This window comes from Alteromonas gracilis (assembly GCF_036870955.2).
Taxonomy (GTDB): domain Bacteria; phylum Pseudomonadota; class Gammaproteobacteria; order Enterobacterales; family Alteromonadaceae; genus Alteromonas; species Alteromonas gracilis_A.
This window is the reverse complement of record NZ_CP145482.2, coordinates 2,967,035-2,992,336: the sequence shown is the minus strand read 5'-3', so window position 1 is coordinate 2,992,336 and position 25,302 is coordinate 2,967,035. Positions and strand designations below refer to the sequence as shown.

Below are 25,302 nucleotides of genomic sequence, written 5' to 3'. Positions count from 1 at the left end.
AAGTATGACAGTTGAGCGTGAAAATCGCATTGAAATTCCTGTGCTTGCCTTGCGGGATGTAGTGGTATACCCGCATATGGTCATACCCCTATTTGTTGGGCGTGAAAAATCTATCCGTTGCCTTGAAGCGGCAATGGAGAATGATAAACAAATATTCCTTGTGGCGCAGAAAGACGCAGGTGTCGATGAGCCAGAAGCAGATGACATTTATACAGTGGGTACTATCGCTACCATTCTGCAGTTGCTTAAGCTGCCTGATGGTACGGTCAAAGTACTTGTAGAAGGTAGTGTAAGAGGCCAGATAGATAGCTATCAACAGTCTGAGCCTTATTTTGTTGCTAACGTAGAACAACTTGAAGACGAAGCCATCGAAGAGAGTGAGCAGGAAGTGCTTATTCGCTCTGCGGTGTCGCAGTTCGAAGGCTATGTTAAGCTGAATAAAAAAATCCCACCTGAAGTACTCACGTCATTAAACGGTATTGAAGACGCAGCTAGATTGGCTGACACCATGGCCGCTCATATGCCACTTAAGCTAACTGAAAAGCAAAAAGTGCTTGAGATGCAGGGTGTTAACGAACGCCTTGAGTATTTAATGGCGTTGATGGAGGGCGAAATAGACCTGTTACAGGTCGAAAAGAAGATTCGCACTCGCGTCAAAAAACAAATGGAGAAGAGTCAGCGAGAGTACTATTTGAATGAGCAAATGAAAGCTATTCAAAAAGAGCTGGGCGAATTAGATGATGCTCCTGATGAATTTGAAGTATTATCGAAAAAAATTGCTGACGCTAAAATGCCAAAAGAGGCTGAAGACAAAGCAAAAGCTGAACTTCAAAAGCTCAAGATGATGTCGCCTATGTCTGCTGAAGCGACCGTACTGCGCAGCTACATTGAGTGGCTAACCAATGTGCCGTGGAACAAACGCTCGCCAGTAAAGAAAGATTTATCTCGTGCTGAAAGTGTATTGAATGAAGATCACTATGGACTTGAGAAAGTCAAAGAGCGCATTTTAGAGTACCTTGCGGTTCAGCAGCGCGTGAAAAAACTCAAAGGGCCTATTTTGTGTCTTGTTGGGCCTCCTGGCGTGGGTAAGACTTCGCTTGGGCAGTCTATTGCTAAAGCGACTGGGCGCAAATATGTCCGTATGGCGCTAGGTGGCGTGCGCGATGAAGCGGAAATCCGTGGGCATCGCCGTACGTACATTGGTTCATTGCCAGGTAAGTTAGTGCAAAAAATGGCAAAGGTTGGGGTTAAAAACCCACTGTTTTTGTTAGATGAAATTGACAAGATGTCGTCTGACATGCGCGGTGACCCAGCATCAGCCTTACTAGAAGTACTAGACCCCGAGCAAAACAATAGCTTTAGTGATCACTATCTAGAGGTGGATTACGACCTGTCTGATGTCATGTTTGTTGCTACTTCAAACAGCATGAATATCCCGGGCCCGCTATTAGACCGTATGGAAGTGATTCGTTTGGCTTACTACACCGAAGACGAAAAACTCAACATTGCCAAGAATCACCTAATTGGCAAGCAAATGGAGCGAAATGGTCTCAAAGCGAAAGAGTTAGAAATTACTGATTCAGCAGTAATTGGCATGATCCGTTACTACACGCGAGAAGCGGGTGTACGTGGTCTTGAGCGCGAAGTGTCTAAAGTGTGTCGTAAAGCGGTGAAAGACATCTTGCTTAAGAAGAGCAAAGGCAAGGTTGAAGTTACCCAAGACAACCTTAAAGACTACCTAGGCGTTCAGCGTTTCGACTACGGTAAAGCCGACAAAGACAACCAGATAGGTCAAGTAACCGGGCTTGCTTGGACACAAGTAGGTGGTGACTTATTAACTATCGAGACAACGTCAGTACCTGGTAAAGGTAAGATGACATCAACAGGCTCGCTTGGCGATGTTATGCAAGAGTCCATCAAAGCTGCAATGACTGTGGTCAGAAGCCGTGCTGAAAAGCTTCGTATTAACGATGACTTTTATGAAAAGCGCGACATCCATGTTCACGTACCAGAAGGTGCTACACCTAAAGATGGCCCAAGTGCTGGTATTGCGATGTGCACCGCGTTAGTGTCATCGCTGACGGGTAACCCTGTTAAATGTGATGTGGCAATGACAGGTGAAATTACGCTACGTGGTGAAGTGTTAGCTATTGGTGGCTTGAAAGAAAAACTGCTAGCTGCACACCGCGGTGGTATAAAAACGGTAGTGATTCCAAAAGATAATGAACGAGATTTGGAAGAGATACCCGACAATGTGAAAAAAGATTTATCGATTCACCCAGTTAAGTGGATTGATGATGTCTTAGATATTGCATTGCAAGAGCCTGTAGAAAGCTTTCAAGTGGTGAAAAACTAACTAGTTACGATGGCTACATTGCCTAATTTTAAAGGCGTGTAGCCATTTTTTTGAAATAATTGATTAAATATTGTTCGTTGAGTTAAAGAAATGTCGTTTTTTTTCAAAAATGGGCTTTCAACTCGCAAAAGTTGTGTTACCTTTAAGTGGTATTCGCTTGAAGCCTTGCCACAAAAGGGATTGCAGCGATTAAACAAAAAGTTAATTATTTGTGACCGAGGCTTGATGTTAACAATCAAGCTTGCTATAACGTTCAAGCAAAATCGTTTTGGACAAACAGTATAATAACAATCGAAGGGGATCATAATTGTGAACAAGTCTCAACTTATCGACCAAATTGCTGCTGGTGCAGACATTTCTAAAGCAGCTGCTGGCCGCGCTCTTGACGCATTCACTGACTCAGTAACTGCAGCACTAAAAGACGGCGACCAAGTTGCACTAGTTGGCTTTGGTACTTTCTCAGTTCGCGAACGTTCAGCTCGCAGTGGCCGTAACCCACAAACTGGTGAGACTATTCAGATTTCAGCTGCGAAAGTTCCTTCTTTCAAAGCTGGTAAAGCACTGAAAGACGCTTGTAACTAAGCAAAGAAATTATAGAAAAAGGCGATGGCTAGTCCATCGCCTTTTTTATTTGTGGTTAGAAGGTAGGGGAAAAACACCTCTGTCAAACCCCTTGTCGACTTACCAAACCAACCTGCAATGACAAACAACGCATCCAATTCCTCTTTTTGTAATGGAAATCCCGTGATAACAAGTGCAAATAGTGAGTTTTGGCCGTTTATATTCATTGGCATTGGGTTATAATCACTGCTTATTTTATCTCACGCACACGATGCGTCGTCAGCGCGAGATAACTGTAGTAAGCAACGGAGTTGAAGAACAATCATGCTAGAAAGAATCAGAGAAGGTTCTCAAGGCCCATGGGCGATGGCGATTATCGCGCTTATCGTTTTGAGTTTCGTTTTCGCTGGTGTAGGTAGCTACCTTACCTCTTCAGGTACAACAGCTGTGGCGACCGTAAACGGCGAAGAAATCTCGGCACAAGAACTAGAACGCGCGTATCAAAACCAACGTGCACAAATGGAGTCACAGTACGGTGAGAGCATTGCTCAGCTTTTCTCTAGCGAGCAGTACTTGGCGGACTTTCGCAAAAATGTATTAGACCGTTTGATTGCAGAAAAGCTTATTCAACAGCAAGCAGCTGAAATGGGTCTTCGCGTAAGTGACGAACAAATTCGTGAAACGATTGTTCAAATGCCAGAGTTCCAATTTGGTGGCCAGTTCGACAATGAGCGCTTCCAGGCAATCTTACGTCAGAACGGTTTTCAAGTTGCGGACTTCCGTGATTACCTAAGAATCCAAATGACGCAGAACCAACTTACTGCGGCACTGACAAACTCTTCGTTCGCGTTGGACGGAGAAGTTGAACAAGCTAACGCATTGCAGCGTCAAACTCGTAACGCAAAATATGCCATGGTTAATGCTGATGCGTTCGCTGACACTGTTGAAGTGACTGAAGCAGATGTAGAGGCTTTTTACAATAACAACATTGCGTCATTCGATACTGAAGAGCAGGTTAAGTTAGCGTATGTAAAACTAAGTGCAGAAGACTTGAAGAGTCGTGTATCGGTTGATGAAGATGCCGTGCGCACTTACTACGACAACAATATCAACAGCTACGGTAAAGAAGAAGAGCGCCGCGTATCGCATATTCTTATCGAAGCAGGCGATGATGCTGATGCTGCTCGCCAAAAGGCGCAGTCGCTAAAAGCTGAACTTGATAATGGCGCTGACTTTGCGGCGTTAGCTGAAGCTAATTCAGACGACACGTTTTCTGCTGAAAACGGCGGTGACTTAGATTTTATAACACCAGAGATGATGGACCCGGCGTTTGATGAAGCAGCATTCGGGCTTGAGAGCGTAGGCGATATTTCAGATGTTGTTGAAACTGATTTCGGTTTTCATATCGTAAAACTCACCGATCTACGCGAAGCACAGGTGAAGGCTTTTGACGAAGTCGCAAGTGAGATACGTGACGCTCTGCTGTATGATGCAGCAATGGAAAAATATTTCGAATTGCAAAATACCATGGCGGAAATTGCATTTGAGGTACCTGATACTTTAGAAGATGTCGCGAGCGCTGTTGATCTTCCTGTGCAAGAGTCAGTACTTTTCAGCAGAAATACCGCACCTGTAGACTTAAGTGCTCCAGCGTTGCTAGATGCTGCGTTTTCAGCCGAGCTAGTTGAAGAAGGCCTGAACAGCGATATCATTGAATTGGATGAAGAAAATATTGTTGTCGTTCGAGTTGTTGAACATCTGCCTCAGCGTACGCAGTCACTTGATGAAGTACGCGAAGGTATAGAGGCTTCGGTAAAAGCTGAAAAGGCAAGAGAAGCGGCAGAAGCGTGGGCATTTGATATTGCACAGAAGGTGCGTGCAGGTGAAAGCGTAGAAGAGGCACTTAATGCCAAGTCTGTTTCATGGGAAACGGCAGAGGATGTACCAAGAGCGGGTGGAACGCTAGCACGCGCCATTGTAGACACCCTGTTCTCGTTAGCACCTGAAGGCGATAACAAAGTTGACGTGGCAACAACGGTAAATGGTGACGTTGCGGTAGTAGAGTTGGCTGCGGTTAATGCTGCACCGGTGCTTGAAGCAGGCCTTGGCGAAGGCCTTAAGCAGCGTCTTGCGCAGGTTCAAGGCCAGCGTTTGTATCAGCAATATGTTGAAGCATTGCGTGCAAAAGCCGACGTAACTGTGTCTGCAGCGCTATAACAAAACACTTAAGTGTAATGTAAGACGCTCAACGTGCACACGTTATGTGTACTTCCTAAAAGCCCTTCTGTTTAGAAGGGCTTTTTTTGTTTGTACCAAAGTTAATGTGTAAAGCGAGGGAAGGTTGCCAATAGCAATTTGCAGCTTGCGTTTGGGTAGCAGCCCTTAATGGTTCCTAATGGGTAAGGAACATCATTAACGTGTAGAAGGCTGCAATAACGCCAGATAATACGAATATATACAAAAAACCTTGCTTACCTTGTTCAAGTGTATATTTATTGGCTTGCAAATACCCAAACCATAACAAGGAAAGTAGTAACGGAATAAGTACAATAATTTTCATCATATCAATGCCTTAATGGATTACGCATATTTGCTAGTAGTTATAGCAAGCGATGGCGTCAAATACCATTAAGTTCTCTTGACCTTATGCTCATCTGTCATTGCTTTGTAGTAAAAGTGTTATTGCGCTGTCACCAAGTCTTTATGTAATAGAGCTAGTTAATACTTCTTCTGTTAGGTGCTATGGCAATTCAATCACTCCCGCAAGCTCCGCTCGCTCGAAGCATACATTTCGCTGAAGTTCTTATAGCAAGAGAGTCTATAACGCCTGTTGATGCTGGGTGCCAAACATACTTAATGCATAGACTTGAGAAGCTGGGGTTCGTTTGCGAAGAACACTATATAAATGGCGTGAAAAACCTTATTGCGCGCTGGGGTCATGGGCCCTGTCATTTTGCTTTTTCTGGCCACACAGATGTCGTTCCTCCGGGCCCTTTGGATAAATGGAAGTCGCCTCCTTTTAGTCCTGTCATTAGTCAAAATAAGCTTTATGGCAGAGGCGCAGCAGATATGAAAACAGGCATTGCAGCAATGTTAGCGGCTACAGAACGGGCCATTACTTCAATGAGTTCCGATAGGGTAACGTATTGGTGGCTGATCACCAGCGACGAAGAAGGTGAGGCAGAGTGGGGCTCTCGCTGGATTAAGAATACCTTGGATGAACGCGGCGTTGTACTAGACATGTGTTTAATCGGAGAACCAACTTCTACGGTGCAAACAGGCGATACAATAAAGATTGGACGAAGAGGCTCTCTCTCTGCCACCGTTTCCGTCGTAGGAAAGCAAGGACATGTGGCCTACCCAAAAACCGCGGTGAACGCCATACACAAAGCCAGCAACATAGTACAAGCATTAACCAACTACGCCTTCGACGTAGGGACTGATGATTTCCCTGGAACCACACTGCAAATTACACATATGGACACAGGCAGTTTTACCGACAATATTGTTCCAAGTGCAGTTAGGATAGAGTTTAACGTGCGTTACTCGTGGCAGTTTGATGAAGAGCGCTTAGCGCAATTGCTACAGCGTCTAATTCATCAAGCAGATGACAGCGCGACAATATCGTTTTCACGACCTTGTGAATCATATTTAAGTCGGCCTCGTGAGTTGGGAAGCTGTCTAATAACAAGTGTAGAAAAAGCGATAAAGTCAACAACCGGAAAATACCCTGTGGTTAGCACATCTGGCGGCACATCTGATGGTCGATTTTTTGCCAGCGATAAGACTCAGGTAGTCGAAGTTGGTGTGCCCAATACCACTATTCATCAGATTAACGAGCATATTCATCTTTCTGATTTGATAACGCTTGAAGATATCTACACTGACGTTTTACGCCAAATAGGACGTTGCACTGATTAAAGCTTGTTATTGCCGATGGTAAAACTAGGGGGCTTTACTATGGACACCTTGTGTAGAGGCGCAAAATAAAGCACTGAATAAATAGAGAACTGGGCGATTAAAGAAGCGCTTGCAACTACAAGCGCTTCTTTGAGTAGTTAGATCTTATGCAGTTTGTTTTAAGTCGCAATGTTCTAGATAGCGCCTGCGCTTTTTCTCGGTAAGCGCGAGCATGTCTACAACCACTAATCCATCTATACAATCGTTAAAATCTGGGTCTACATTAAAACCTAAAAAAGCGACCCCGCCTTCTTTGGCCACTTCTGAGTACTGCTTGTAAAGCGTAGGTACGTTCACACCCATGTTGGCAAGTAAGTGTTTAAGCTGGGTAAATTCTGCCTTATAGTCGTTACCTGTAAAGGTGTGGAGAACGTCTTGGGTAATTTGATAGGGGCGTTTGCAACTAGCCTCTCCGAACTTAGCGGGAAAGTAAGTTGAGTAAAACTGGACGATGAGATCTTTGGCGTGTTGCGGATAAGCGTTGCTCAGCGAAACGGCACCAAACAAATAGCGGTACTTAGGGTAGCGACTTAAAAACGCGCCTATGCCAATCCATAAATAGTCTAAACTACGTTTGCCCCAATAGCGAGGTTGCACAAAGCTGCGGCCTAGTTCTAATCCTTCTGAAAACAGTGTGTCATTTTTGTCGCTGTAATCAAACAGTGTTGCTGAATAGAGCCCCGTTGGATGGTCTGCCTGAGTAAGTAATTCAGCATCGCCAAAGCGATAGGCACCTACAATTTCAAGGTCAGAGTCATCCCATAATACAAGGTGGTAGTAGTGGGAGTCATATTGGTCTATATCTCGGCGTTTGTTGGTGCCTTCACCAACAGCTCTAAATGCGATTTCTCTCAAGCGACCTATTTCCCGCATGATGGGGGAGCAGTTCTTGTGTTGATATAAATAGATTGATTTACCATCGCCGGTTTGCCCAAGGTGTTCGCACTGGCGAATGGCCCTTGCCAATTCTTTCCGGTCTTCAGGCATAGCAATAGAGGCTTGTGTTTCAAAAACCCCTTTTTTATTACTGCCTATTCTGTATAGATGCCGCTTAAACAATTTAACTTGTTCTTTAAGTGGAATGTTTGTCTGGCTATATGACTCAAATGGAATCAGCTCACCTATGCGCATAGGCAGGTGTTTACGTCGTTGCTTAAACATTTCCTTTACTAGTAGCGCCGTTGCCAGCGGTTTATAAACCATAGACACGCCATAAAACAAAGGGCTATTTTTCGCATCAATGTAAACGGGGAGAATAGGGGACTTGGCTTGGCGCGCAATTCGCAAAAAACCTGAATGCCAGCGTGTATCCCTTACGCCTTGTGGGCGAAGACGAGATACTTCGCCCGCTGGGAAAATCAAGATGGCCCCATCACTATTTAGGTGTGACTGAATAGCTGATAAATGCTGCTTGGGTGTACCACCTTGCATGTTGTTTACAGGTAGTAACATGTCATGTAATGGCTCAATCGCCATTAGCATTTGATTGGCAACTACCTTTAAATCATGACGTACTTCACTGACCAGCTTAATCAATGCTAACGCGTCTAGAGAACCGATTGGGTGATTGGCAATAATCACTACTCGACCTTCACTGGGAATATGTTCTTTCTCGACATCACGCGTCGAGTAGCTAATGTTGAAATACTCTAGTACTTGCTCAACAAAATCGATGTCTTCATAGTGCGGATAGGTTTCACCAAACTCAGTTATCTCTTGTTCGTGAAGCAGGTGTTTCAATACAAACGAGAGTGATTTAAAGAGGATAGGGTTACTCGCTACCTGAGGGTAATGTTTGTTCAGTACATCGTTTACAGTAAACATAGTGCCTGTTTATCTTTATACATTTTGGCGAACAATAGCAGGTCAATATGACGCTTTTTACACAGTTTAATGGCAGTTATTTGACAATGTTAACAACTTGTAACTGCGAAAAAGCGCCATCATGATTTTATTTAAGCAGCTTTAGAACGTGCGTTTTTCACGTCTAGCTGCGTTACATTGGTGTGTTCAACGGTGTCTAAGAAATGAATGAGCGAGAGGTTGCCTTCCTTGTCCTCAGCTAGGGCGCTACAGTTTTCAATCCAGTCTCCGTCGTTAACGTAATGAATACCGTCTTCGAACGTGCTTTCTGGGTGATGAATATGGCCGCATACCACGCCATCTAGCCCCATTTCCTTAGCTCGGCTGCAGCATGCTTGTCTATAGCGAGAGATAGCTTCGTTAGCGCCTTTAATGTGTTTCTTGATATAGCCTGCCAAGGACCAATACTCGCGCTTGCGCCACGCTCGAAAGCGGTTGAATTCACGGTTTAGGAACAGCAATAGGTCGTATCCTTTATCACCAATCCATGCATGGAACTTACCCATGGTAACGTCGCCATCAAACTGGTCGCCATGTAACACCAGATAGCGTTTTCCAAGTGCTGTGGTATGAACTAGTTCGCGTTCTATTTCTATATCGCCAAATGCCATACCTAAGCATATGACTGGATGGGCTCGTCGTGATTACCCGGCAAATAGACAACCCGGGTTCCTTCTTGGCTCATTTGCATAAATTTATGCATAACCTGGTTGTGTGTTTTTGGCCAGCGAAACTGCTTGGTCATTTGCCACATGTCGACGATGTCGCCAACCAGATACAAAGTGTCTACTGAAATGCTGTCTAAAAAGGAGAGTAAATACTCGGCCTTACAATCTTTGTTACCCAAATGGATATCAGAAAGCCAAAGCGTGCGGTAGTGTGTTTTTTTCATTAGCGAAGTCCCAAAGCATTGCCTTGGAACGCCACTATAGAAGAGCTAATTGACAGTTAGGTGACGCTAGGTTGACCATTGTGTGACACATTTTTTGGGAATATTGAATTATCTTGAAGATTTAATAATAAAAAGGGTGAAAAGTAATTTGTAACTCTGTACCCTAGCGCGCTTCAAGGATGAATGTGGTCACGTACAAGGTAGTACAGTTTCTCTCAAGTATTGTTCATGCTCGACGTTTTCTTTTTTCATCCTTTGTTTTTTCGTTAGTTAAATCTGATATTAAGGATGTATCGTGAAGATCAATAAAAAACTTGCTCCTATCCCTCTCTTTGTTTCACTTGCACTTACAGGCTGTATTGAGGTTGATGATGACAGCAACGATGGTGTTGTTGATGCGCTAAATCAACAAAATGCCGTACTAGAAGAACAGAACAACCTATTGGCTGAACAGCTTGAGAATAGTGAAACTGCAGTAACGCTCTCTGGCTTGGTGGTAAGCGCTGATTCAGAAATGCCAGTTGATAATTTATTGTTAACTATATATCAAGGTGCCTCGGTACTTGTTGAAAATCTTGAAGCAGAGGAAGGACGATTTGAAATTGACAGCCTTCCTGCGAACTCTGATTTAACCATCGTAGCATCGACTTCTGATGAAAGTTACCTTAGTCGCGCGTTCTTTATTACCACGCGTTCAGTTAGCTCTGGTGAAGCTTTCGATGACATTGGTACACTAACAATCTCTAAACCTGTAAATGTTAAATTCAACATCACAAATGTGGACACAGGGGAAAATATTGCTGGGCTATCATTCACTGGTTTTTCATATTTAGGTAACGCAACAAGTAACGTTGGTGAATTCGCACACCAATCAACGTACAACACAGAAACACAAGAATATGAAATTACATTGCCTAGAGATTTCAATGTAACTTTGCAAGCAAACATTGATTTTGACGATGATGGCGTTGCCGATTATTTGTCTACACCTTCGGATAGCATTGGTATTGCTGGTGAGAGCCTCTTTATTTATCGAGCAAGTAATTTCCAGCAACCTGAGTTGCAACTTAGAGACAATGTGCCAGTTTTGCCAGAGGAAAAGTCGTTAGCAATAACACTTATTGATAGTGCAGGTAACGTGTTAAGCGATGCGACGTTTACCGCAAACATTGACGACGAAGCGTTTGACTCTTCTTTTAATACGGAAAGTCAATTCCACGAAATGACGGTTCCGTTCGACAATTATGTAGATTTACAAATGCCCTCTTTTTCGATAGGTGATACCACTTATTCGTCTGGAAACATAACTCTGCGACGAGATACCGTAAATGGGACTGGCGAAACGCGTATCCGAGTTTCAGGCTATGGGTTTGATAGCAATACCTCTTTTTACGTAAATGATGAAGCATCGTTAAACCTGGTTCTTGTTGCTAGAGAAGTGGAGCCTTTCTCATCAGTAGAAGTCATTACTAATACTCTTGATAGAGATAATTATGAATATTCTGTTTTTTATAACGAAGCGGTAAGTATTGCGGATGAAGAAGTAAGCCTTACATTCCAAGATATTACAGTTACACGTGGTAATGATTCGGACAGTGACGGCGTTCCTTTGGGCTATACTTATGTTGAAAGAGTCACTCAAGAAGTAGCCATTACATCAAGCCCATCATTAGGAGGAATTAAGCAAACGTTCTCGCCAGTAGAGACTCTGCGTGGAAATACGTCTTATGAGTTTAATATTGGGCAAGTGATGCCGCTTGTAGGTGGCGCGTCTACAACAGTTTATAATGATGATTTATCGTTTACCACGGGACCCAGTGAAGAGAATGCGTTTAGTATAAATGATGTGACTATAGACAATACTAACTTCTATTCAAACGGCGTCATCATTATCAGTGAGAACTCGGCGGGAGAGCCTAACACTGCCAACAATAACGATGGTTCAGTGCGCTTTATGTTCCCGGTCTCTGTGGAATCACTTAACTTTCTAAATATTACGACTCAAAGTTATACTGAAGGTGAAGACTCTTTCGATTATGTAAGACGTTTGGAAATTGTAAGAAACGGCAACGTGAGAGTCAGTCGCAGGTTTGCGCTTGCAGTTGCAGCGAATGAAAGTGTAGACACTGACTCCTACGTTAGTTTACTTCGTGGTAGTGCAATTGAAGATAGCACTTACATTTATACAGAGAATGCGTTCCTGACTTTGGGAGATAACACCGCTGAAATGCCTTCGTCGGTAACTTTCTTTTATGAGTATCAGACCAAGGATGGTGTTAATGACTCGGGTACATTGACATTGCCTGTACAGTAGTTATGTACTCTTAGTTACGGTACTTAAAATAAGGCTGATGCTTGCATCAGCCTTATTTGTGGGTAACTCAGAACCTTAACTTAACCCCAAATCACTGGCAGTTTGAGTGAGTTGCTGACGCATCCATTTGTTGACCAAATCCTCCTCTGCCGTTTTATGCCAATACATGTATACCTACAACAAGGGGACTTCAAAAGGCAAAGGGGTTACGGTGATATCAAATTTTTGGGTCAGCTGGTGGGCATAACGCTCTGGCATAGTGAGTAACAAATTACACCTAAGCTTACCACGTCTGCTGCTGCGAAATAATGCTCGCATTGGAGTGTCACTTTTCTTTGCAAATTGTGCTGCGCTAGCGCAAGTTCAACACTATCCAGCTTAGAGTCTTTCAGCATAACCAAAGTGTGATAAGCATCGGCATATGCTTGCATGCTGACCTTCTTAAGGTAGGGGTTTTTCGATGCACATATGACAACAAAGCGTTCGTTACAAATAAATTGAGACTGAATTTCTTTGCTGGTGGGCACCAGCACATCAATCACTAAGTCTAGTTCTTTTGCCACCAGTAAAGGCTCTATTTCTGGCCATGTAACTTGTTGGCTGTGTACCGTGATAGTAGGGCTGTCTGTGATAAGTTTGGGGACGAGCGTAGGCAAAAACGTCGATTCTAAAATATCGCGCAACCCTAAAGTGAGCTTACGTGAAGTAGCGTTAATATCAAAGCTCACACTACCACTTACCGTTTGCTCTAACGTATCCACGGCGTCGGTAACCGAAGCAATAATACTTTGGCAAAAAGGGGTTGGCACCACTTGCTTAGCCGTGACGCACAAATAAATCGTCATTAAAATTATCTCGTAATCAAGCCTAGGGCATGACTAACGGCGGGCTGCGTAAGATGAAGACGCTGTGCTGCCTTAGTAATACTGCCTTGTTCATATACTGCTCTTAGTACAATAAATAAATTGAGATCAATTTTGCCATGCATCATATTTATGGATTTCCATAATAACTCATCATTTTTATTTATTTTTAAACAGCGTACACTGCATTAAATGTTAATAAAAGGTATCTTTTGTAAGGGGCGTGTTTATGCAGGCATCTGTACTTACCGAGGTGTTGTTACCTCTGGCGTTGGCATTCGTTATGTTTGGCATGGGGCTAACCCTTACTCTACAAGACTTTTCTCGATTACTTAAAACGCCAAAGGCCGTGCTTTCAGGCGTTATTGGGCAAATTCTCTTATTGCCGCTGTTGGCGTTCTCCTTATGTATCGCTTTTGCATTACCGCCTTACATAGCTGTAGGTGTTATGATACTTGCCGCATGCCCTGGCGGCACCACCAGTAACCTTATAAGCCATCTTGCGCGCGCTAACTTAGCCCTGTCGGTAAGCCTTACCGCGGTTTCAACTATCGTATGCGTATTTTCTACCCCGTTTATCATTCAGTTTGCTATTAATTATTTTGTAGAAGAAAACGCGCTAAGCCTTCTCTATAATCCAAACTGTAGTGGGCTTAGTAGGAGTGTCAATTGTGCTTATTATCATTGGCATGGTAATTCGAGCGCGAAAACCAATGTTCGCCCAGCGAACGGAAGACTTTTTAGAAAGTTCTCTATGTATTTTATGCTGTTGATGATTGTAGGCGTGCTGGTATCAGAAAAAGACAGTTTGGCGGCTTCTTTCGACAGCGCGTTTTTAGTATGTGTGACCCTAAATCTGCTGTCTGTGTCCTTAGGTTTGTTGTTGTCGAAAATTACTGGCCTCAATGTAAAAGATGCACTGACGCTTGCGATTGAAATTGGCGTTCAAAATGCCGCACTTGCGATGTTGATTTGCATTAGTTTCTTAAAAGCACCCGATTACGCTATCGCAGCAGGCGTTTATGGTATTGCCATGTACATTGGCCCAGCCTTTTTAGCAATATGGGCAAAGCGTTATCGCGCGCGCCAAGAGACGCAACAAAAATCGCAACAAGAGACAAAGCAAGACACACAGCGTGCTATGTAGTTAACGACACCATAGTTAACGACATCAATAACAAGTGAAAGCATGCAAAAACCAAAAAAACAATGAAATTGGAAGAAGAGAGAACGCACGTATGCGCATAGTCATCACTGGCGGAGCAACCTAGCTTAGGCCAGGCCCTGGCGCTAAAATGGGCACAAAAACATGATGGCGTTAAAATCTGCATAGCAGATATAAATGCCGTAAGAGCAGCAGAGACGATTGAGCAGCTTAATGCCTTGGGTGCTCAAGCATTCTATGTCGAGTGCGATATTACCAAAGACGATGACGTGCACGAGCTAGCCCATAAGTTAGACGCGCGTTGGCAGGGTATCGACTATGTATTTAACAATGCAGGTGTGGCGACAGGCGGGAGCTTGCTCGACGAGACTATTGATCAGTGGCAGTGGGTGTTTGATATTAATGTTCTTGGGATGGTAAGGGTAAGTCGCGCCCTAGTGCCGCTTATGCGTAGGCAGGGCAGTGGCTATTTTGTCAATATTGCCTCGCAAGCTGGGCTGACGCCTATTCCCTATATGGGAAGCTACAATGCGGTGAAAGCTGCGGTTGTAGCGTTTTCAGAGACCATGAAGCTAGAGCTAGCACCAGATGGCATTGATGTGAGCGTTGTATGCCCAAGTTTTTTTAAGACCAATTTGGATGAGTCAATGCGTAGCACCAACCCTGCAGCCCATAAAATGATAAATCGCTTCTTCAGTAAAGCAGATATCACTAAAGAAGAGGTAGCGGAATCTATCTATCAGCAAGTCAAAGGCAAGCGCTTTTTAATTCTTACGCACAAACTAGGCAAAAAAGCGTTCTTGCTTAAAAAGCTCCTACCTTCGCAGCGTTATATAGCCAGCATGCTTGGCCAAACAAAATCTATGAAACGCGCAATGGAAAAGCGTTAACAGTAATAAGTGGAGTAAACATGTCACACAGTGTAGTAGATAAAGCTGACAGTGTACGAAGCGGTGAAGAGCTCAATATTGAGGTCGTTGACGCTTGGCTTAAATCATCGATTTCAGAGCCTGAAAGTAATACCAAAATAGCGCTTGAGGGCACGCTTAGCCGTAACCCAGTATTCAGGGGGCGCCTCAAACTGGACTTACTGCCTAGACTATAAGAATACATCGTTAATACTGCGCAGAGCGCCCGCTGGAACGAAAGCTAAAGGTGCACATGACATGGGCAGAGAATTTCGCTTGCAGCACGCACTTAAGCCTGTATATCGCTACGTTCCGCAGATGCTTGGGTATTGCGATGACGAGACGGTTATTGGTACTGACTTTTATGTGATGGAAAAGCTTACTCTATGTTATTCCAAGAAAGAATTTACCCAAAGGCCTGGACACAACGCAGGCCCAGACTAAGCAACTGTGCACAAACGTGCTTGATAGTTTAATTGAACTACACAAAGTTGATTATGAGCGCGCGGGGCTTTCGCACTTAGGCAAAGGTCAAGGGTATATAGAAAGGCAAATTAGCGGGTGGAGTGAACGCTATAGCAAAGCGAAAACCTGGAACGTACCTTCAGGCAAAAAAATAATGCGTTGGCTTGAAAAGCATATGCTTAGCTAACGAGCGCATATGCATTACTCACAACGATTTTCGCTTTGATAACGTCGTACTGAACCCAAGTAGTTATACCGAAATAATAGGGGTATTGGACTGGGAATTGGCCACATTAGGCGACCCGCTGATGGACCTAGGCAATACGTTGGCGTATTGGGTGCAAGCCGATGACGACTTTTTAGCACAGTCAACCCGCAGACAGCCCACACACCTACCCGGTATGCTCACGCGTAAAGAGGTCGTGGCGTATTACTGCAAAGAGATGGAAGTGGATGTAGAGGACTTTACGTTCTACGAAGTGTACGGACTCTTTAGGCTAGCCGGAATAGCCCAGCAAATATACTATCGCTATCACCATGGGCAAACGGATAATCCTGCCTTCAAAAATTTTTGGATTTTCATTCACTATTTAATGTGGCGCTGTAACAAAGCCATAAAAGCTTCAGGAAAACGATAATGACAATAAGAAAAAATATTCTGATCACAGGTGCTAGCTCAGGACTTGGAAAGGGAATGGCTATTGAGTTTGCCAAACAAGGCTGCAATCTAGCGCTTTGTGCTCGTCGCATCGATAACCTAGAGCAACTTAAACAGGAGTTGCTACAGTTAAACCCCAATATAGAAGTGTACGTTCGCTCTCTCGATGTTAACGATCACGATGCAGTATTTGATGTGTTTGACGCGTTTAAAGCAGATATGGGGCAACTCGACCGCGTCATTGTTAATGCAGGAATGGGAAAAGGGGCATCAGTAGGTACCGGCTTTTTTCACGCCAATAAACAAACTGCGGTAACCAACTTTGTTTCTGCGCTTGCCCAGTGTGAAGCAGCGATGACCATATTCAGAGCACAAAACAGTGGACACCTTGTTACTATTTCATCGATTAGTGCGGTGCGTGGCTTCAGACGAGCAATGACGGTTTATGCTGCAACCAAAGCCGGGCTAACATCGATGACAGAGGGTATTCGTATGGATGTTATGAATACGCCTATCAAAGTGACGTGTATTCACCCTGGCTTTATCCGCAGTGAGATAAACGAGAAGGTAGAAAAAGTACCCTTTATTGTCGACACCGATGTAGGCTGCAGAGCCATGGTTAGTGCAATAAATAAAGAAAAAGCCAATGCGTTTGTACCAAGCTGGCCATGGGCGGTGCTGCATTGGGTTATGCGTGTGATGCCTGCGAGTAGTATTCGAAAAATGAGTTAGTGAGCATAAGCTCGAATGAACATAAGCTCGAACTGTCTAAATCATACAGATACAAAAAAAGCGCCGAAAGGCGCTTTTTTACTACTAATCTTTAAGATTAACCTAGTGCTTTGATTTGTGCAGCTAGACGGCTCTTATGACGAGCAGCTTTGTTCTTGTGAATCAAGCCTTTAGTAGCCATTCTGTCAAGAATCGGAGTAGCAGCAGTAAGTGCAGCTTGTGCAGCTTCTTTATCGCCACTAGCGATAGCAGCAACTACTTTTTTGATGCTTGTACGAGTCATTGAACGGCGGCTAGCGTTATGCTGGCGACGCTTTTCGGCTTGGATTGCACGCTTCTTAGCAGACTTAATGTTAGCCAAGGTGTAACTCCCAAAATAAATTCATGTCAAAAACGAGGGTGCGGATTGTGCCTAGCAAACGCCCAAATGTCAAACGATTTAAAACTTAAATCGTACCGCGTTAAACGCGCAAGCTATTGAACACAAAGTATGCTCAACACGTTGCACATTCTTTGCGACATTTTTAGCGGACATTTGGAATGAGCTATGCTCAAACATGGCATCCCATATCGGGCGCGGATTATAGCAAGAAGTTATTAAAGGTGCACAACTATTTTGAATAAATCGTTTCACCCATACACGCCTTTCGTTATCATTATTTACTTAACTCTTATTGTTTCAGTGCTGCGCATTAATACCTCTGCGTTGGAGCGCTTACAAAACGGAAGTATTACGTGTCGCGCAAATTAATTAAATCTGGAATTATCGTCAGTGTAATGACGCTGGTCTCACGCATCCTAGGGCTGGTTCGCGATGTAGTAGTCGCTCGCCTAATGGGTGATGGCGCCGCCGCCGATGTGTTTTTCTTTGCTAACAAAATTCCCAATTTTCTACGTCGCCTTTTTGCTGAAGGGGCTTTTGCACAAGCATTTATTCCTGTGTTAACCGAAGTTCATGAAAATGATGATAAGCGGGAACTTCGAGAATTTGTTGCAAAAGTGAGCGGTACGTTAGGCGCTATCGTGTTTGTGGTATCGATAATCGGTGTTATTGCATCGCCTGTGCTTGCTGCATTATTTGGTACAGGCTGGTTTATGGCGTGGCTAGATGGCGATGAAGCTGGTGACAAATTTGTACTTGCCTCTACCATGCTCAAGATTACCTTTCCTTATTTGGCATTTATCTCGTTAACTGGACTTGCAGGCGCTATTTTAAATACGCTTAACAAGTTTGCCGTGGCTGCCTTTACGCCTGTGTTATTAAATGTGTGTATTATCACCTGTGCCATCTTTTTGGCTCCTGCACTGTCTCAGTCAGCCTATGCACTGGCATGGGGGGTGTTTATTGGTGGCATCGTACAGTTTTTGTTTCAGCTTCCTTTCTTATTTCGGGCAGGGCTATTGGTTAAACCCAAATGGGGATGGCACGATGAAAACGTTGTGAAAGTGCGTACGTTAATGATCCCCGCACTGTTTGGTGTGTCGGTAGGGCAAATTAATCTGTTGTTCGACACGTTTATTGCTAGCTTTCTGGTCACGGGCTCCATTAGTTGGCTTTATTACTCTGACCGCCTTCTCGAATTTCCGTTGGGGTTGTTTGGTATTGCGATTGCCACAGTGATCTTGCCTACATTATCTCGTAATCATGTAAGTAATAACCCCAAAGCGTTTGCCGCTAATATCGACTGGGCATTTAGAATGGTTTGTTTGTTGGGCATTCCTGCGGCCGTAGGGCTTGGGGTAATGGCTCGGCCTATACTTACCGTTATATTTCAACGCGGCGCATTTACGGCTGACACGGCTATTATGGCGTCGTATTCGTTAACGGCGTACTCATTCGGCCTACTAAGTTTTATGTTAGTCAAAGTCCTCGCACCTGGTTTTTACTCCCGTCAAGACACTAAAACACCCGTTAAATTTGGTATTTGGTGCATGGTTGCCAACATGGTGTTTAATATCGTGTTAGCGGTGCCTTTTGGATATATTGGTTTGGCTGTTGCCACTAGCATGTCAGCAACATTAAATGCAGCGCTGCTTTATTTTACGCTTCACCAGCAAGGCGTATTTGCCCTCAGTCGCACGTCAATTCTTTTTATTGTGCGTGTATTGCTCTCAAGCGCTGCTATGGGCGGACTGATATATTATCGCGATACCTAGCCTAGCTTTCTTTGATTTATCACTATCTGCCCAAATTACTGAAGTTGCTGTCACTATTGGAATGTCGGTTGCACTGTTCTTAGCAAGCATGGTGGTGCTAGGCATGCGCCCTCGACACTTTAGAAGTGGCGGTGGCTAATGCATTACTTAGCAAGGTGGGTAAGTAATAAAGGGCTTAGGCCTTGCGCTTGGTATTGTGCTCGCGGTCGGCTATAATCGCGAGCTTTGATTTTCTAGCAGTTAAAAGGTAGTGGCTAACAGTGGAATTTATCCGCGGGCTCAACAATGTAAAACCCCATCATAAAGGGTGTGTGCTCACTATTGGCAAGTTCGACGGCGTGCATCGTGGTCATCAAGCCGTATTGGCAAATGTACTCGAAAAAGCCAAGTCACTATCATTGCCCGCAACGGTCATGGTTTTTGAACCTCAGCCAGAAGAAGTGTTTATGCCTGAAAAGGCACCAGCTCGAATTAGTCCACTTCGCGAAAAATACGAGTTACTAAAACAGCAGGGTGTAGACCGACTACTTGCAGTGCGTTTCAATGCGGACTTTGCTAAACAGAGCGCAGATACGTTTGTCCAAGACTTATTGGTTGACAAACTCGGCGTGAAATTTCTTGTTGTCGGTGATGATTTTCGCTTTGGCAATGGACGTAAAGGCGATTTTGAGATGCTCAAAGCCGCTGGTCGAATGTACGGCTTCGAGGTTGTTAGTACGCAGAGCTTTACAATGCACGCTCATCGCATTAGCTCAACAGCTGTCAGAGAAGCACTTTCTGATAGTGCATTTGGGCTAGCGACTGAAATGTTAGGCAGACCTTTTGCTATCCATGGTCGCGTGGTTCACGGCGAGAAAAAGGGCAGAACGATAGGGTTTCCCACTGCTAACGTCATGCTTAAACGGCAAAAAACGCCCATTCATGGTGTGTTTGCAGTGCGTGTAGATATAGAAGACAAACACTACAACGGTGTTGCCAATATTGGCCGAAGACCAACCTTAAACGGCGAAAGAAATCAGTTAGAAGTGCACATTTTTGACCTTTCTACTGATTTGTATGGGAAGCCAATTACGGTATTCCCAATGGCCAAAATAAGAGATGAAATTAAATTCGCCTCGTTTGAGGCATTAAAAGACCAAATACAAGCTGATGCAGCGCAAGCGCGTCTGTTATTGGCGTAGTTAATCGTGATAAAGTCTCAAAACGAATACGTGTGAATTAACGTGCGGTGAGGATTGTTTACTGCAGATAGCGGTGAAAGCCTCACAGTAGAAAAAATTGAACGCCTTCACAATGCCCATCAGGCATTAGATGAAACCTAAGGTAACCGGATAATACAATTTTATGAGTGATTACAAAGCCACATTGAACCTTCCAGAAACTGCGTTTCCTATGCGCGGTAACCTTGCTCAGCGCGAGCCAAAAATGCTTAAAGACTGGCAGGAAAAAGGGGTATACAACAAAATTCGTGAAGCAAAACAAGGTAAAAAGCCTTTTATTCTTCACGATGGCCCTCCTTATGCAAATGGCGACATTCATATTGGTCACGCGGTTAATAAAATTCTTAAAGATATCATTGTAAAATCAAAGTCTTTGTCTGACTTTGATGCCCCATATGTTCCGGGTTGGGATTGCCACGGGCTTCCTATCGAATTAATGGTAGAAAAGAAAGTAGGCAAGCCAGGTAAGAAAGTAACAGCGGCAGAGTTTCGCCAAAAATGCCGTGAATATGCGCAAAAGCAAATTGACGGACAAATGGCTGATTTCAAACGCCTAGGTATTTTCGGTGCTTGGGATAACCCGTACAAAACCATGGACTTCAAATCTGAAGCCGACATCATTCGCGCGCTAAGTAAAATTGTTGACTCTGGCCATCTAGAGAAGGGGTTTAAACCGGTACATTGGTGTACAGATTGTGGTTCTGCGCTTGCGGAAGCAGAAGTTGAGTACAAAGATAAAGTGTCGCCAGCTATCGATGTGAAGTTCCCGGTTGCTGATGTTGCGGCCATTGCACAGGCTTTTGGTGTCACTGAAGATGACCTAACGGCACATAAAGCGGGCGTGGTTATCTGGACGACTACTCCATGGACACTACCTGCGAACCGCGCAATTAGCTTACACCCTGAATTAACCTATGCCATTGTTGAAGTTCAGCCTTCAAACGAGTGGCTTGTGGTTGCACAAGACCTGCTTGAAAGCTGCATGAGCCGCTATGGTGTTGAAGATTTCCGCGAAGTTGCGACTTGTACCGGTGAGGCGCTAGAAAATCTGAAGGTTAATCATCCTTTCCTTGACCTTGAAGTACCACTCATTCTTGGTGAGCACGTAACTACTGAGTCAGGTACAGGCTGTGTTCACACTGCTCCTGCGCACGGTGTAGACGATTTCAATGTGGGCAAGAAGTACGACATTGAAGTGTATAACCCGGTTGGCAACAACGGTGTTTATCTTGAAAACACCCCGCTGTTTGCGGGCAAGTTTGTATTTAAAGCGAATGACGAAATCATCGAAACCGTTAAAGAAAAGGGCAACCTTGTTCTAAACGTTAAATACGAGCACAGCTATCCACACTGCTGGCGCCATAAAACGCCAATTATTTTCCGTGCAACGCCTCAATGGTTTGTCAGCATGGACAAAAAAGGATTGCGTGCAGAATCCCTTGAACAAATTAAGCAAACCAAGTGGATCCCTGATTGGGGCCAAAACCGCATCGAAAAAATGGTAGAAGGGCGACCAGATTGGTGTATCTCGCGTCAGCGTACGTGGGGTGTGCCTATTCCACTTTACGTGCATAAACTCACTGGCGAGATTCACCCTGAGTCTGCGGCATTGATGGAAAAGGTTGCGCTTGAAGTGGAGTCTAAAGGCATTCAGGCCTGGTGGGATATTGACGATTCTGCGCTGTTAGGCGGTGAATTTGAGCACTATGAGAAAGTGACCGATACCTTAGACGTATGGTTTGACTCGGGCGTGACGCACTATTTTGTTGTCGACCAGCGCGATGACATTCCCGCTTCTGCTGACCTTTACCTTGAAGGCTCTGACCAGCACCGCGGTTGGTTTATGTCATCATTGATGTCTTCAACAGCGATGCACGGACATGCGCCATATAAAGAAGTGCTAACACATGGTTTCACGGTAGACGCGCACGGCCGCAAGATGTCTAAGTCTGTGGGCAACGTTGTTGCTCCACAGGAAGTCACCAATAAACTCGGTGCGGACATCTTGCGCCTTTGGGTTGCCTCGACAGACTATCGCGGTGAAATTGCGGTATCAGATGAAATTTTAAAACGCGCGGCCGATTCGTATCGCCGTGTACGTAACACGGCTCGCTTCTTACTGTCTAACCTTAATGGGTTTAGCGTTGAAGATGCCGTTGCCGAAGACGATATGGTCGCACTTGACCGCTGGATTGTTGCACGTGCAAAAGCGCTACAAACGGAATTGGTTGAGGCCTACGAGAAGTATGATTTGCTGGTGGTGACGCAAAAGTTAATGCACTTCTGCTCTATTGAACTTGGCTCATTCTATCTTGATGTGATCAAAGACCGTCAATACACAGCCAAAGCCGACGGCCTAGCGCGTCGCTCTTGCCAAACCGCTATGTATCACATTATCGAAGCATTAGTACGCTGGATGGCGCCAATCATGAGCTTTACTGCTCAAGAGATTTGGGAAACGCTACCTGGCGAGCGCAGTGAATTCGTATTTACTGAAACTTGGTATGAAGGTTTTGCAACATTTACGCAAAGTGAAGCCTTTGATGATGATTTTTGGCATCAGGTACTTAGTGTTAAAGATGCGGCTAACCAAGCCATGGAGCAAGCACGTAAGGACGGTGAACTTGGTGGCTCATTAGAAGCTGATATCTCATTGTATGCATCTGAATCTTTATACAATGTATTGTCAAAACTTGAAGATGAACTTCGCTTCGTGCTTATTACATCAGGTGTTACGCTGACGAAAGTTGAAAGTGCACCAGAAGGTGCAAACGATACCGACGTAGAAGGCTTGTGGCTAACCGTTAACAAAGCAAGTGGCGCGAAGTGCGTACGCTGCTGGCACCATCGTGATGATGTAGGCACGCACGAAGGCCACGAAGAATTATGTGGTCGTTGTGTGACTAACATCGATGGTGATGGAGAAGAGCGCCATTATGCTTAAGCTATTTCGCGAAACGGGTTTACGATTTTTATGGATAAGCGCAATTGCGTTTATCCTTGACCAGTGGAGCAAGTACGCGGTAATTGATTCGATGTCGTTATATCAGTCGATTCAAGTATTACCTTTCTTTAACTTCACCTATGTACATAACTACGGCGCGGCGTTTAGCTTTTTGGATAGCGCTGGTGGCTGGCAGAGATGGTTCTTTACTAGGTATAGCTGTGGTAGTAAGTGTCGTTATTTTGTGGTGGTTAAAGCAATCTCCTCGGTCGCAAAAAATGTTGCCCATTGCGTTTGCTTTTATCTTAGGTGGAGCGTTAGGAAACGTGTATGACAGACTTGTACATGGTTATGTCATCGACTTTCTTGACTTCTACGTAAACAATTATCACTGGCCTGCGTTTAATATTGCCGATAGTGCTATTTTTATTGGTGCAGCACTTTTGATCATAGATATGATCAAAAATGGTGAAAAGCGCGAAGGTTCAGAATCTAAAGGCCATGTGCAAGACACAGCCGACAATAGTGAAACCTCAAAGTAATCTCCGGGACGGTCATGACAGATTCTTTAGTAATTGGTGCTGACAGTGAAGTCATTCTTCACTTCGATTTGAAGTTAGAAGATGGTTCAGCAGCAGACAGTACACGCGTGAACAATAAACCTGCAAAAATGGTGATGGGCGATGGTAGCCTTACACCAAACTTTGAAGCGTGTTTATTGGGCCTTTCAAAAGGTGATAAAAAAGCGTTCACCCTTCAAGCTAACGATGCATTTGGTGAGCCCAACCCAAATAACATTCATTACATGGACAGAAGCCGCTTTGGTTCTGATTTGAGTATTGAAGAGGGCATGATTTTGGCCTTTGCTCAACCAGATGGCTCGGAAATTCCGGGTATTATCAGAAGTGTAGCTGGCGATTCGGTTACTGTAGATTTTAATCACCCGCTTGCTGGGCAAACGGTTGTTTTCGATGTTGAGATTGTAGATGTAAAACCTGGCGCGAGTGCGCAGGGCGGAAACTAATTATGCAAATTCATTTAGCAAACCCAAGAGGCTTTTGTGCTGGCGTCGATAGAGCCATTACCATTGTAGAGCGCGCGTTAGAAATGTTTGAGCCACCTATTTATGTTCGTCATGAAGTGGTTCACAACAAGTTTGTCGTTGATGGGCTTCGTGAACGCGGCGCATTGTTTGTTGATGAGCTGCATGAAGTGCCAGATGGTAGTATCGTCATTTTTTCAGCTCACGGGGTTTCACAGGCCGTGCGAAGAGAAGCCGATGATCGCGGCCTAAAAGTGTTTGATGCGACATGTCCTTTAGTAACCAAAGTGCACATGGAAGTCACGCGCGCGAGTAAAACTGGCACAGAGTGCGTGTTAATTGGACATGCAGGGCACCCAGAAGTTGAAGGTACAATGGGACAATACAACAACGAGAAAGGCGGAATCTATCTTGTTGAGTCTGAAGCTGATGTTGCTACCTTAGAAGTAAAAGACCCTGAAAACCTTTATTACTGCAGCCAAACGACATTGTCTGTTGACGATACGGCGGACGTTATCGACGCGCTGCGTGCTAAGTTCCCACAAATCAATGGTCCGCGAAAAGACGATATTTGTTATGCAACACAAAACCGTCAAGATGCAGTACGCGACCTAGCGCAGGATTGCCAAGTGCTGTTAGTGGTTGGTGCACAGAACAGCTCTAACTCTAATCGTTTGAGAGAACTTGCAGAAAAAATTGGTGCCACAGCATATCTAATTGCTGACGCAAACTGCATACAAAAGTCTTGGCTTGAAGGCGTAGAGCACATTGGCGTAACCGCAGGGGCATCAGCGCCTGAAGTGTTGGTTCAAGGTGTTGTGAATCGTTTGAACGAGTGGGGAGCTGTGTCGGCATCAGAGCGCTTGGGAAGAGAAGAGAACGTAGAGTTTGCCGTTCCTAAAGAACTCCGTGTCAAACAAGTGATATAGAACAAGTATCCCCACGATAAAAAACCAATAAATGAAAACACCGCACTCTGTTGCGGTGTTTTTAGTTCAGGTGGGTACATTAGCGCTATTCGTTGTAGAGTGAGCAATAGCGAATAAAAACCAATACCTTAAAGCCCTGCTTTATTACCATTTCAATACTATTTTGCGTAGACTTTCTTATTAAAATTATACGTTTTAATAACCAATAATACCCAGTCTCATTCTATTTTGTCTTATTATACTATATTGGCGATAGTGCCAAAAGTAAGCGTA

At 44.3% G+C, this 25,302-nt stretch carries 14 protein-coding genes and 7 pseudogenes; 15 read left to right on the top strand and 6 right to left on the bottom strand.

What is annotated here, in order from left to right; translation table 11 throughout:
- Positions 1–4: 4 nt before the first annotated feature.
- Positions 5–2,356 carry an endopeptidase La gene (gene lon / locus V6N89_RS14450; protein ID WP_346992854.1) on the top strand — a complete coding sequence of 784 codons (2,352 nt, stop codon included), beginning with the start codon at positions 5–7 and terminating at the stop codon, positions 2,354–2,356.
- 309 nt (positions 2,357–2,665) lie between these two features.
- Positions 2,666–2,938, top strand: a complete 273-nt coding sequence (gene hupB / locus V6N89_RS14445; RefSeq protein WP_012518978.1) for a nucleoid-associated protein HU-beta — start codon at positions 2,666–2,668, stop codon at positions 2,936–2,938.
- Here the strand turns inward: hupB and V6N89_RS14440 are convergent.
- Positions 2,935–3,150: a hypothetical protein gene (locus tag V6N89_RS14440; RefSeq protein WP_338518169.1), complete on the bottom strand. Its 216-nt coding sequence runs from the start codon at positions 3,148–3,150 to the stop codon at positions 2,935–2,937. The two genes, hupB and V6N89_RS14440, sit on opposite strands and share 4 nt — an antisense overlap.
- Before the next feature lie 91 nt (positions 3,151–3,241).
- Between V6N89_RS14440 and V6N89_RS14435 the strand changes: the two genes are divergently transcribed.
- Positions 3,242–5,134: a SurA N-terminal domain-containing protein gene (locus V6N89_RS14435; RefSeq protein ID WP_346992853.1), complete on the top strand. Its 1,893-nt coding sequence runs from the start codon at positions 3,242–3,244 to the stop codon at positions 5,132–5,134.
- Between the two features lie 175 nt (positions 5,135–5,309).
- Here V6N89_RS14435 and V6N89_RS14430 read toward each other — a convergent pair whose 3' ends face one another.
- Positions 5,310–5,480 carry a hypothetical protein gene (locus tag V6N89_RS14430; RefSeq protein ID WP_338518168.1) on the bottom strand — a complete coding sequence of 57 codons (171 nt, stop codon included), beginning with the start codon at positions 5,478–5,480 and terminating at the stop codon, positions 5,310–5,312.
- 179 nt (positions 5,481–5,659) lie between these two features.
- Here V6N89_RS14430 and dapE point away from each other — a divergent pair, with 179 nt between their 5' ends.
- Positions 5,660–6,838, top strand: coding sequence for a succinyl-diaminopimelate desuccinylase (dapE, locus tag V6N89_RS14425; protein WP_338518167.1), 1,179 nt, complete (start codon positions 5,660–5,662; stop codon positions 6,836–6,838).
- A 144-nt stretch (positions 6,839–6,982) separates the two neighbouring features.
- On the opposite strand, the gene V6N89_RS14420 is transcribed toward dapE, so the two are convergent.
- The gene (locus V6N89_RS14420) at positions 6,983–8,701 is read right to left on the bottom strand and encodes a lysophospholipid acyltransferase family protein (RefSeq protein ID WP_346992852.1); all 1,719 of its coding nucleotides are present in this window, start codon (positions 8,699–8,701) and stop codon (positions 6,983–6,985) included.
- 131 nt (positions 8,702–8,832) lie between these two features.
- Positions 8,833–9,632 (bottom strand): annotated as a pseudogene (locus V6N89_RS14415) (UDP-2,3-diacylglucosamine diphosphatase).
- Between the two features lie 295 nt (positions 9,633–9,927).
- Between V6N89_RS14415 and V6N89_RS14410 the strand changes: the two are divergent.
- On the top strand, positions 9,928–11,946 hold the full coding sequence (locus V6N89_RS14410; RefSeq protein ID WP_346992851.1) for a hypothetical protein: 2,019 nt from the start codon (positions 9,928–9,930) through the stop codon (positions 11,944–11,946).
- Between the two features lie 75 nt (positions 11,947–12,021).
- Here V6N89_RS14410 and V6N89_RS14405 read toward each other — a convergent pair.
- Positions 12,022–12,937 (bottom strand): annotated as a pseudogene (locus tag V6N89_RS14405) (LysR family transcriptional regulator).
- A 101-nt stretch (positions 12,938–13,038) separates the two neighbouring features.
- On the opposite strand from V6N89_RS14405, the pseudogene V6N89_RS14400 reads away from it, so the two are divergent.
- The 4 genes and pseudogenes from V6N89_RS14400 (at position 13,039) to V6N89_RS14385 (ending at position 16,737) form a co-directional block, all read left to right on the top strand.
- A pseudogene (locus V6N89_RS14400) lies at positions 13,039–13,956 on the top strand (bile acid:sodium symporter family protein).
- Positions 13,957–14,047: 91 nt separating this feature from the next.
- Positions 14,048–14,864: pseudogene (locus V6N89_RS14395) on the top strand (SDR family oxidoreductase).
- 20 nt (positions 14,865–14,884) lie between these two features.
- Positions 14,885–15,985, top strand: a pseudogene (locus V6N89_RS14390) (phosphotransferase family protein).
- Positions 15,985–16,737, top strand: a complete 753-nt coding sequence (locus V6N89_RS14385) for an SDR family oxidoreductase (RefSeq protein ID WP_346992850.1) — start codon at positions 15,985–15,987, stop codon at positions 16,735–16,737. The pseudogene V6N89_RS14390 and the gene V6N89_RS14385 overlap by 1 nt, the downstream one beginning before the upstream one ends.
- Before the next feature lie 97 nt (positions 16,738–16,834).
- Here the strand turns inward: V6N89_RS14385 and rpsT are convergent, their stop codons facing one another.
- On the bottom strand, positions 16,835–17,098 hold the full coding sequence (rpsT, locus tag V6N89_RS14380; RefSeq protein ID WP_202262006.1) for a 30S ribosomal protein S20: 264 nt from the start codon (positions 17,096–17,098) through the stop codon (positions 16,835–16,837).
- A 374-nt stretch (positions 17,099–17,472) separates the two neighbouring features.
- Here rpsT and murJ point away from each other — a divergent pair.
- The 6 genes and pseudogenes from murJ to ispH all read left to right on the top strand — a co-directional run bounded on the left by murJ (position 17,473) and on the right by ispH (position 25,029).
- Positions 17,473–19,033: pseudogene (gene murJ / locus V6N89_RS14375) on the top strand (murein biosynthesis integral membrane protein MurJ).
- Between the two features lie 121 nt (positions 19,034–19,154).
- A complete protein-coding gene (ribF, locus tag V6N89_RS14370; protein WP_338518163.1) occupies positions 19,155–20,075 on the top strand; it encodes a bifunctional riboflavin kinase/FAD synthetase in 921 nt (306 codons plus the stop codon).
- A 163-nt stretch (positions 20,076–20,238) separates the two neighbouring features.
- The gene (gene ileS, locus V6N89_RS14365; protein WP_346992849.1) at positions 20,239–23,058 is read left to right on the top strand and encodes an isoleucine--tRNA ligase; all 2,820 of its coding nucleotides are present in this window, start codon (positions 20,239–20,241) and stop codon (positions 23,056–23,058) included.
- Positions 23,051–23,600, top strand: a pseudogene (lspA, locus tag V6N89_RS14360) (signal peptidase II). The gene ileS and the pseudogene lspA overlap by 8 nt, the downstream one beginning before the upstream one ends.
- Before the next feature lie 14 nt (positions 23,601–23,614).
- Positions 23,615–24,082 carry an FKBP-type peptidyl-prolyl cis-trans isomerase gene (gene fkpB / locus V6N89_RS14355; protein WP_338518161.1) on the top strand — a complete coding sequence of 156 codons (468 nt, stop codon included), beginning with the start codon at positions 23,615–23,617 and terminating at the stop codon, positions 24,080–24,082.
- Between the two features lie 2 nt (positions 24,083–24,084).
- Entirely contained in the window at positions 24,085–25,029 is a 945-nt protein-coding gene (gene ispH / locus V6N89_RS14350; protein WP_338518160.1) for a 4-hydroxy-3-methylbut-2-enyl diphosphate reductase, read from the top strand.
- Positions 25,030–25,302: the final 273 nt, after the last annotated feature.

Coding starts and splice junctions, on each gene's coding strand:
- lon (WP_346992854.1), top strand. CDS start 5: ATGACAGTTGAGCGTGAAAATCGCATTGAAATTCCTGTGCTTGCCTTG.
- V6N89_RS14440 (WP_338518169.1), bottom strand. CDS start 3,150: ATGCCAATGAATATAAACGGCCAAAACTCACTATTTGCACTTGTTATC.
- V6N89_RS14435 (WP_346992853.1), top strand. CDS start 3,242: ATGCTAGAAAGAATCAGAGAAGGTTCTCAAGGCCCATGGGCGATGGCG.
- V6N89_RS14430 (WP_338518168.1), bottom strand. CDS start 5,480: ATGATGAAAATTATTGTACTTATTCCGTTACTACTTTCCTTGTTATGG.
- dapE (WP_338518167.1), top strand. CDS start 5,660: ATGGCAATTCAATCACTCCCGCAAGCTCCGCTCGCTCGAAGCATACAT.
- V6N89_RS14420 (WP_346992852.1), bottom strand. CDS start 8,701: ATGTTTACTGTAAACGATGTACTGAACAAACATTACCCTCAGGTAGCG.
- V6N89_RS14385 (WP_346992850.1), top strand. CDS start 15,985: ATGACAATAAGAAAAAATATTCTGATCACAGGTGCTAGCTCAGGACTT.
- ileS (WP_346992849.1), top strand. CDS start 20,239: ATGAGTGATTACAAAGCCACATTGAACCTTCCAGAAACTGCGTTTCCT.
- fkpB (WP_338518161.1), top strand. CDS start 23,615: ATGACAGATTCTTTAGTAATTGGTGCTGACAGTGAAGTCATTCTTCAC.
- ispH (WP_338518160.1), top strand. CDS start 24,085: ATGCAAATTCATTTAGCAAACCCAAGAGGCTTTTGTGCTGGCGTCGAT.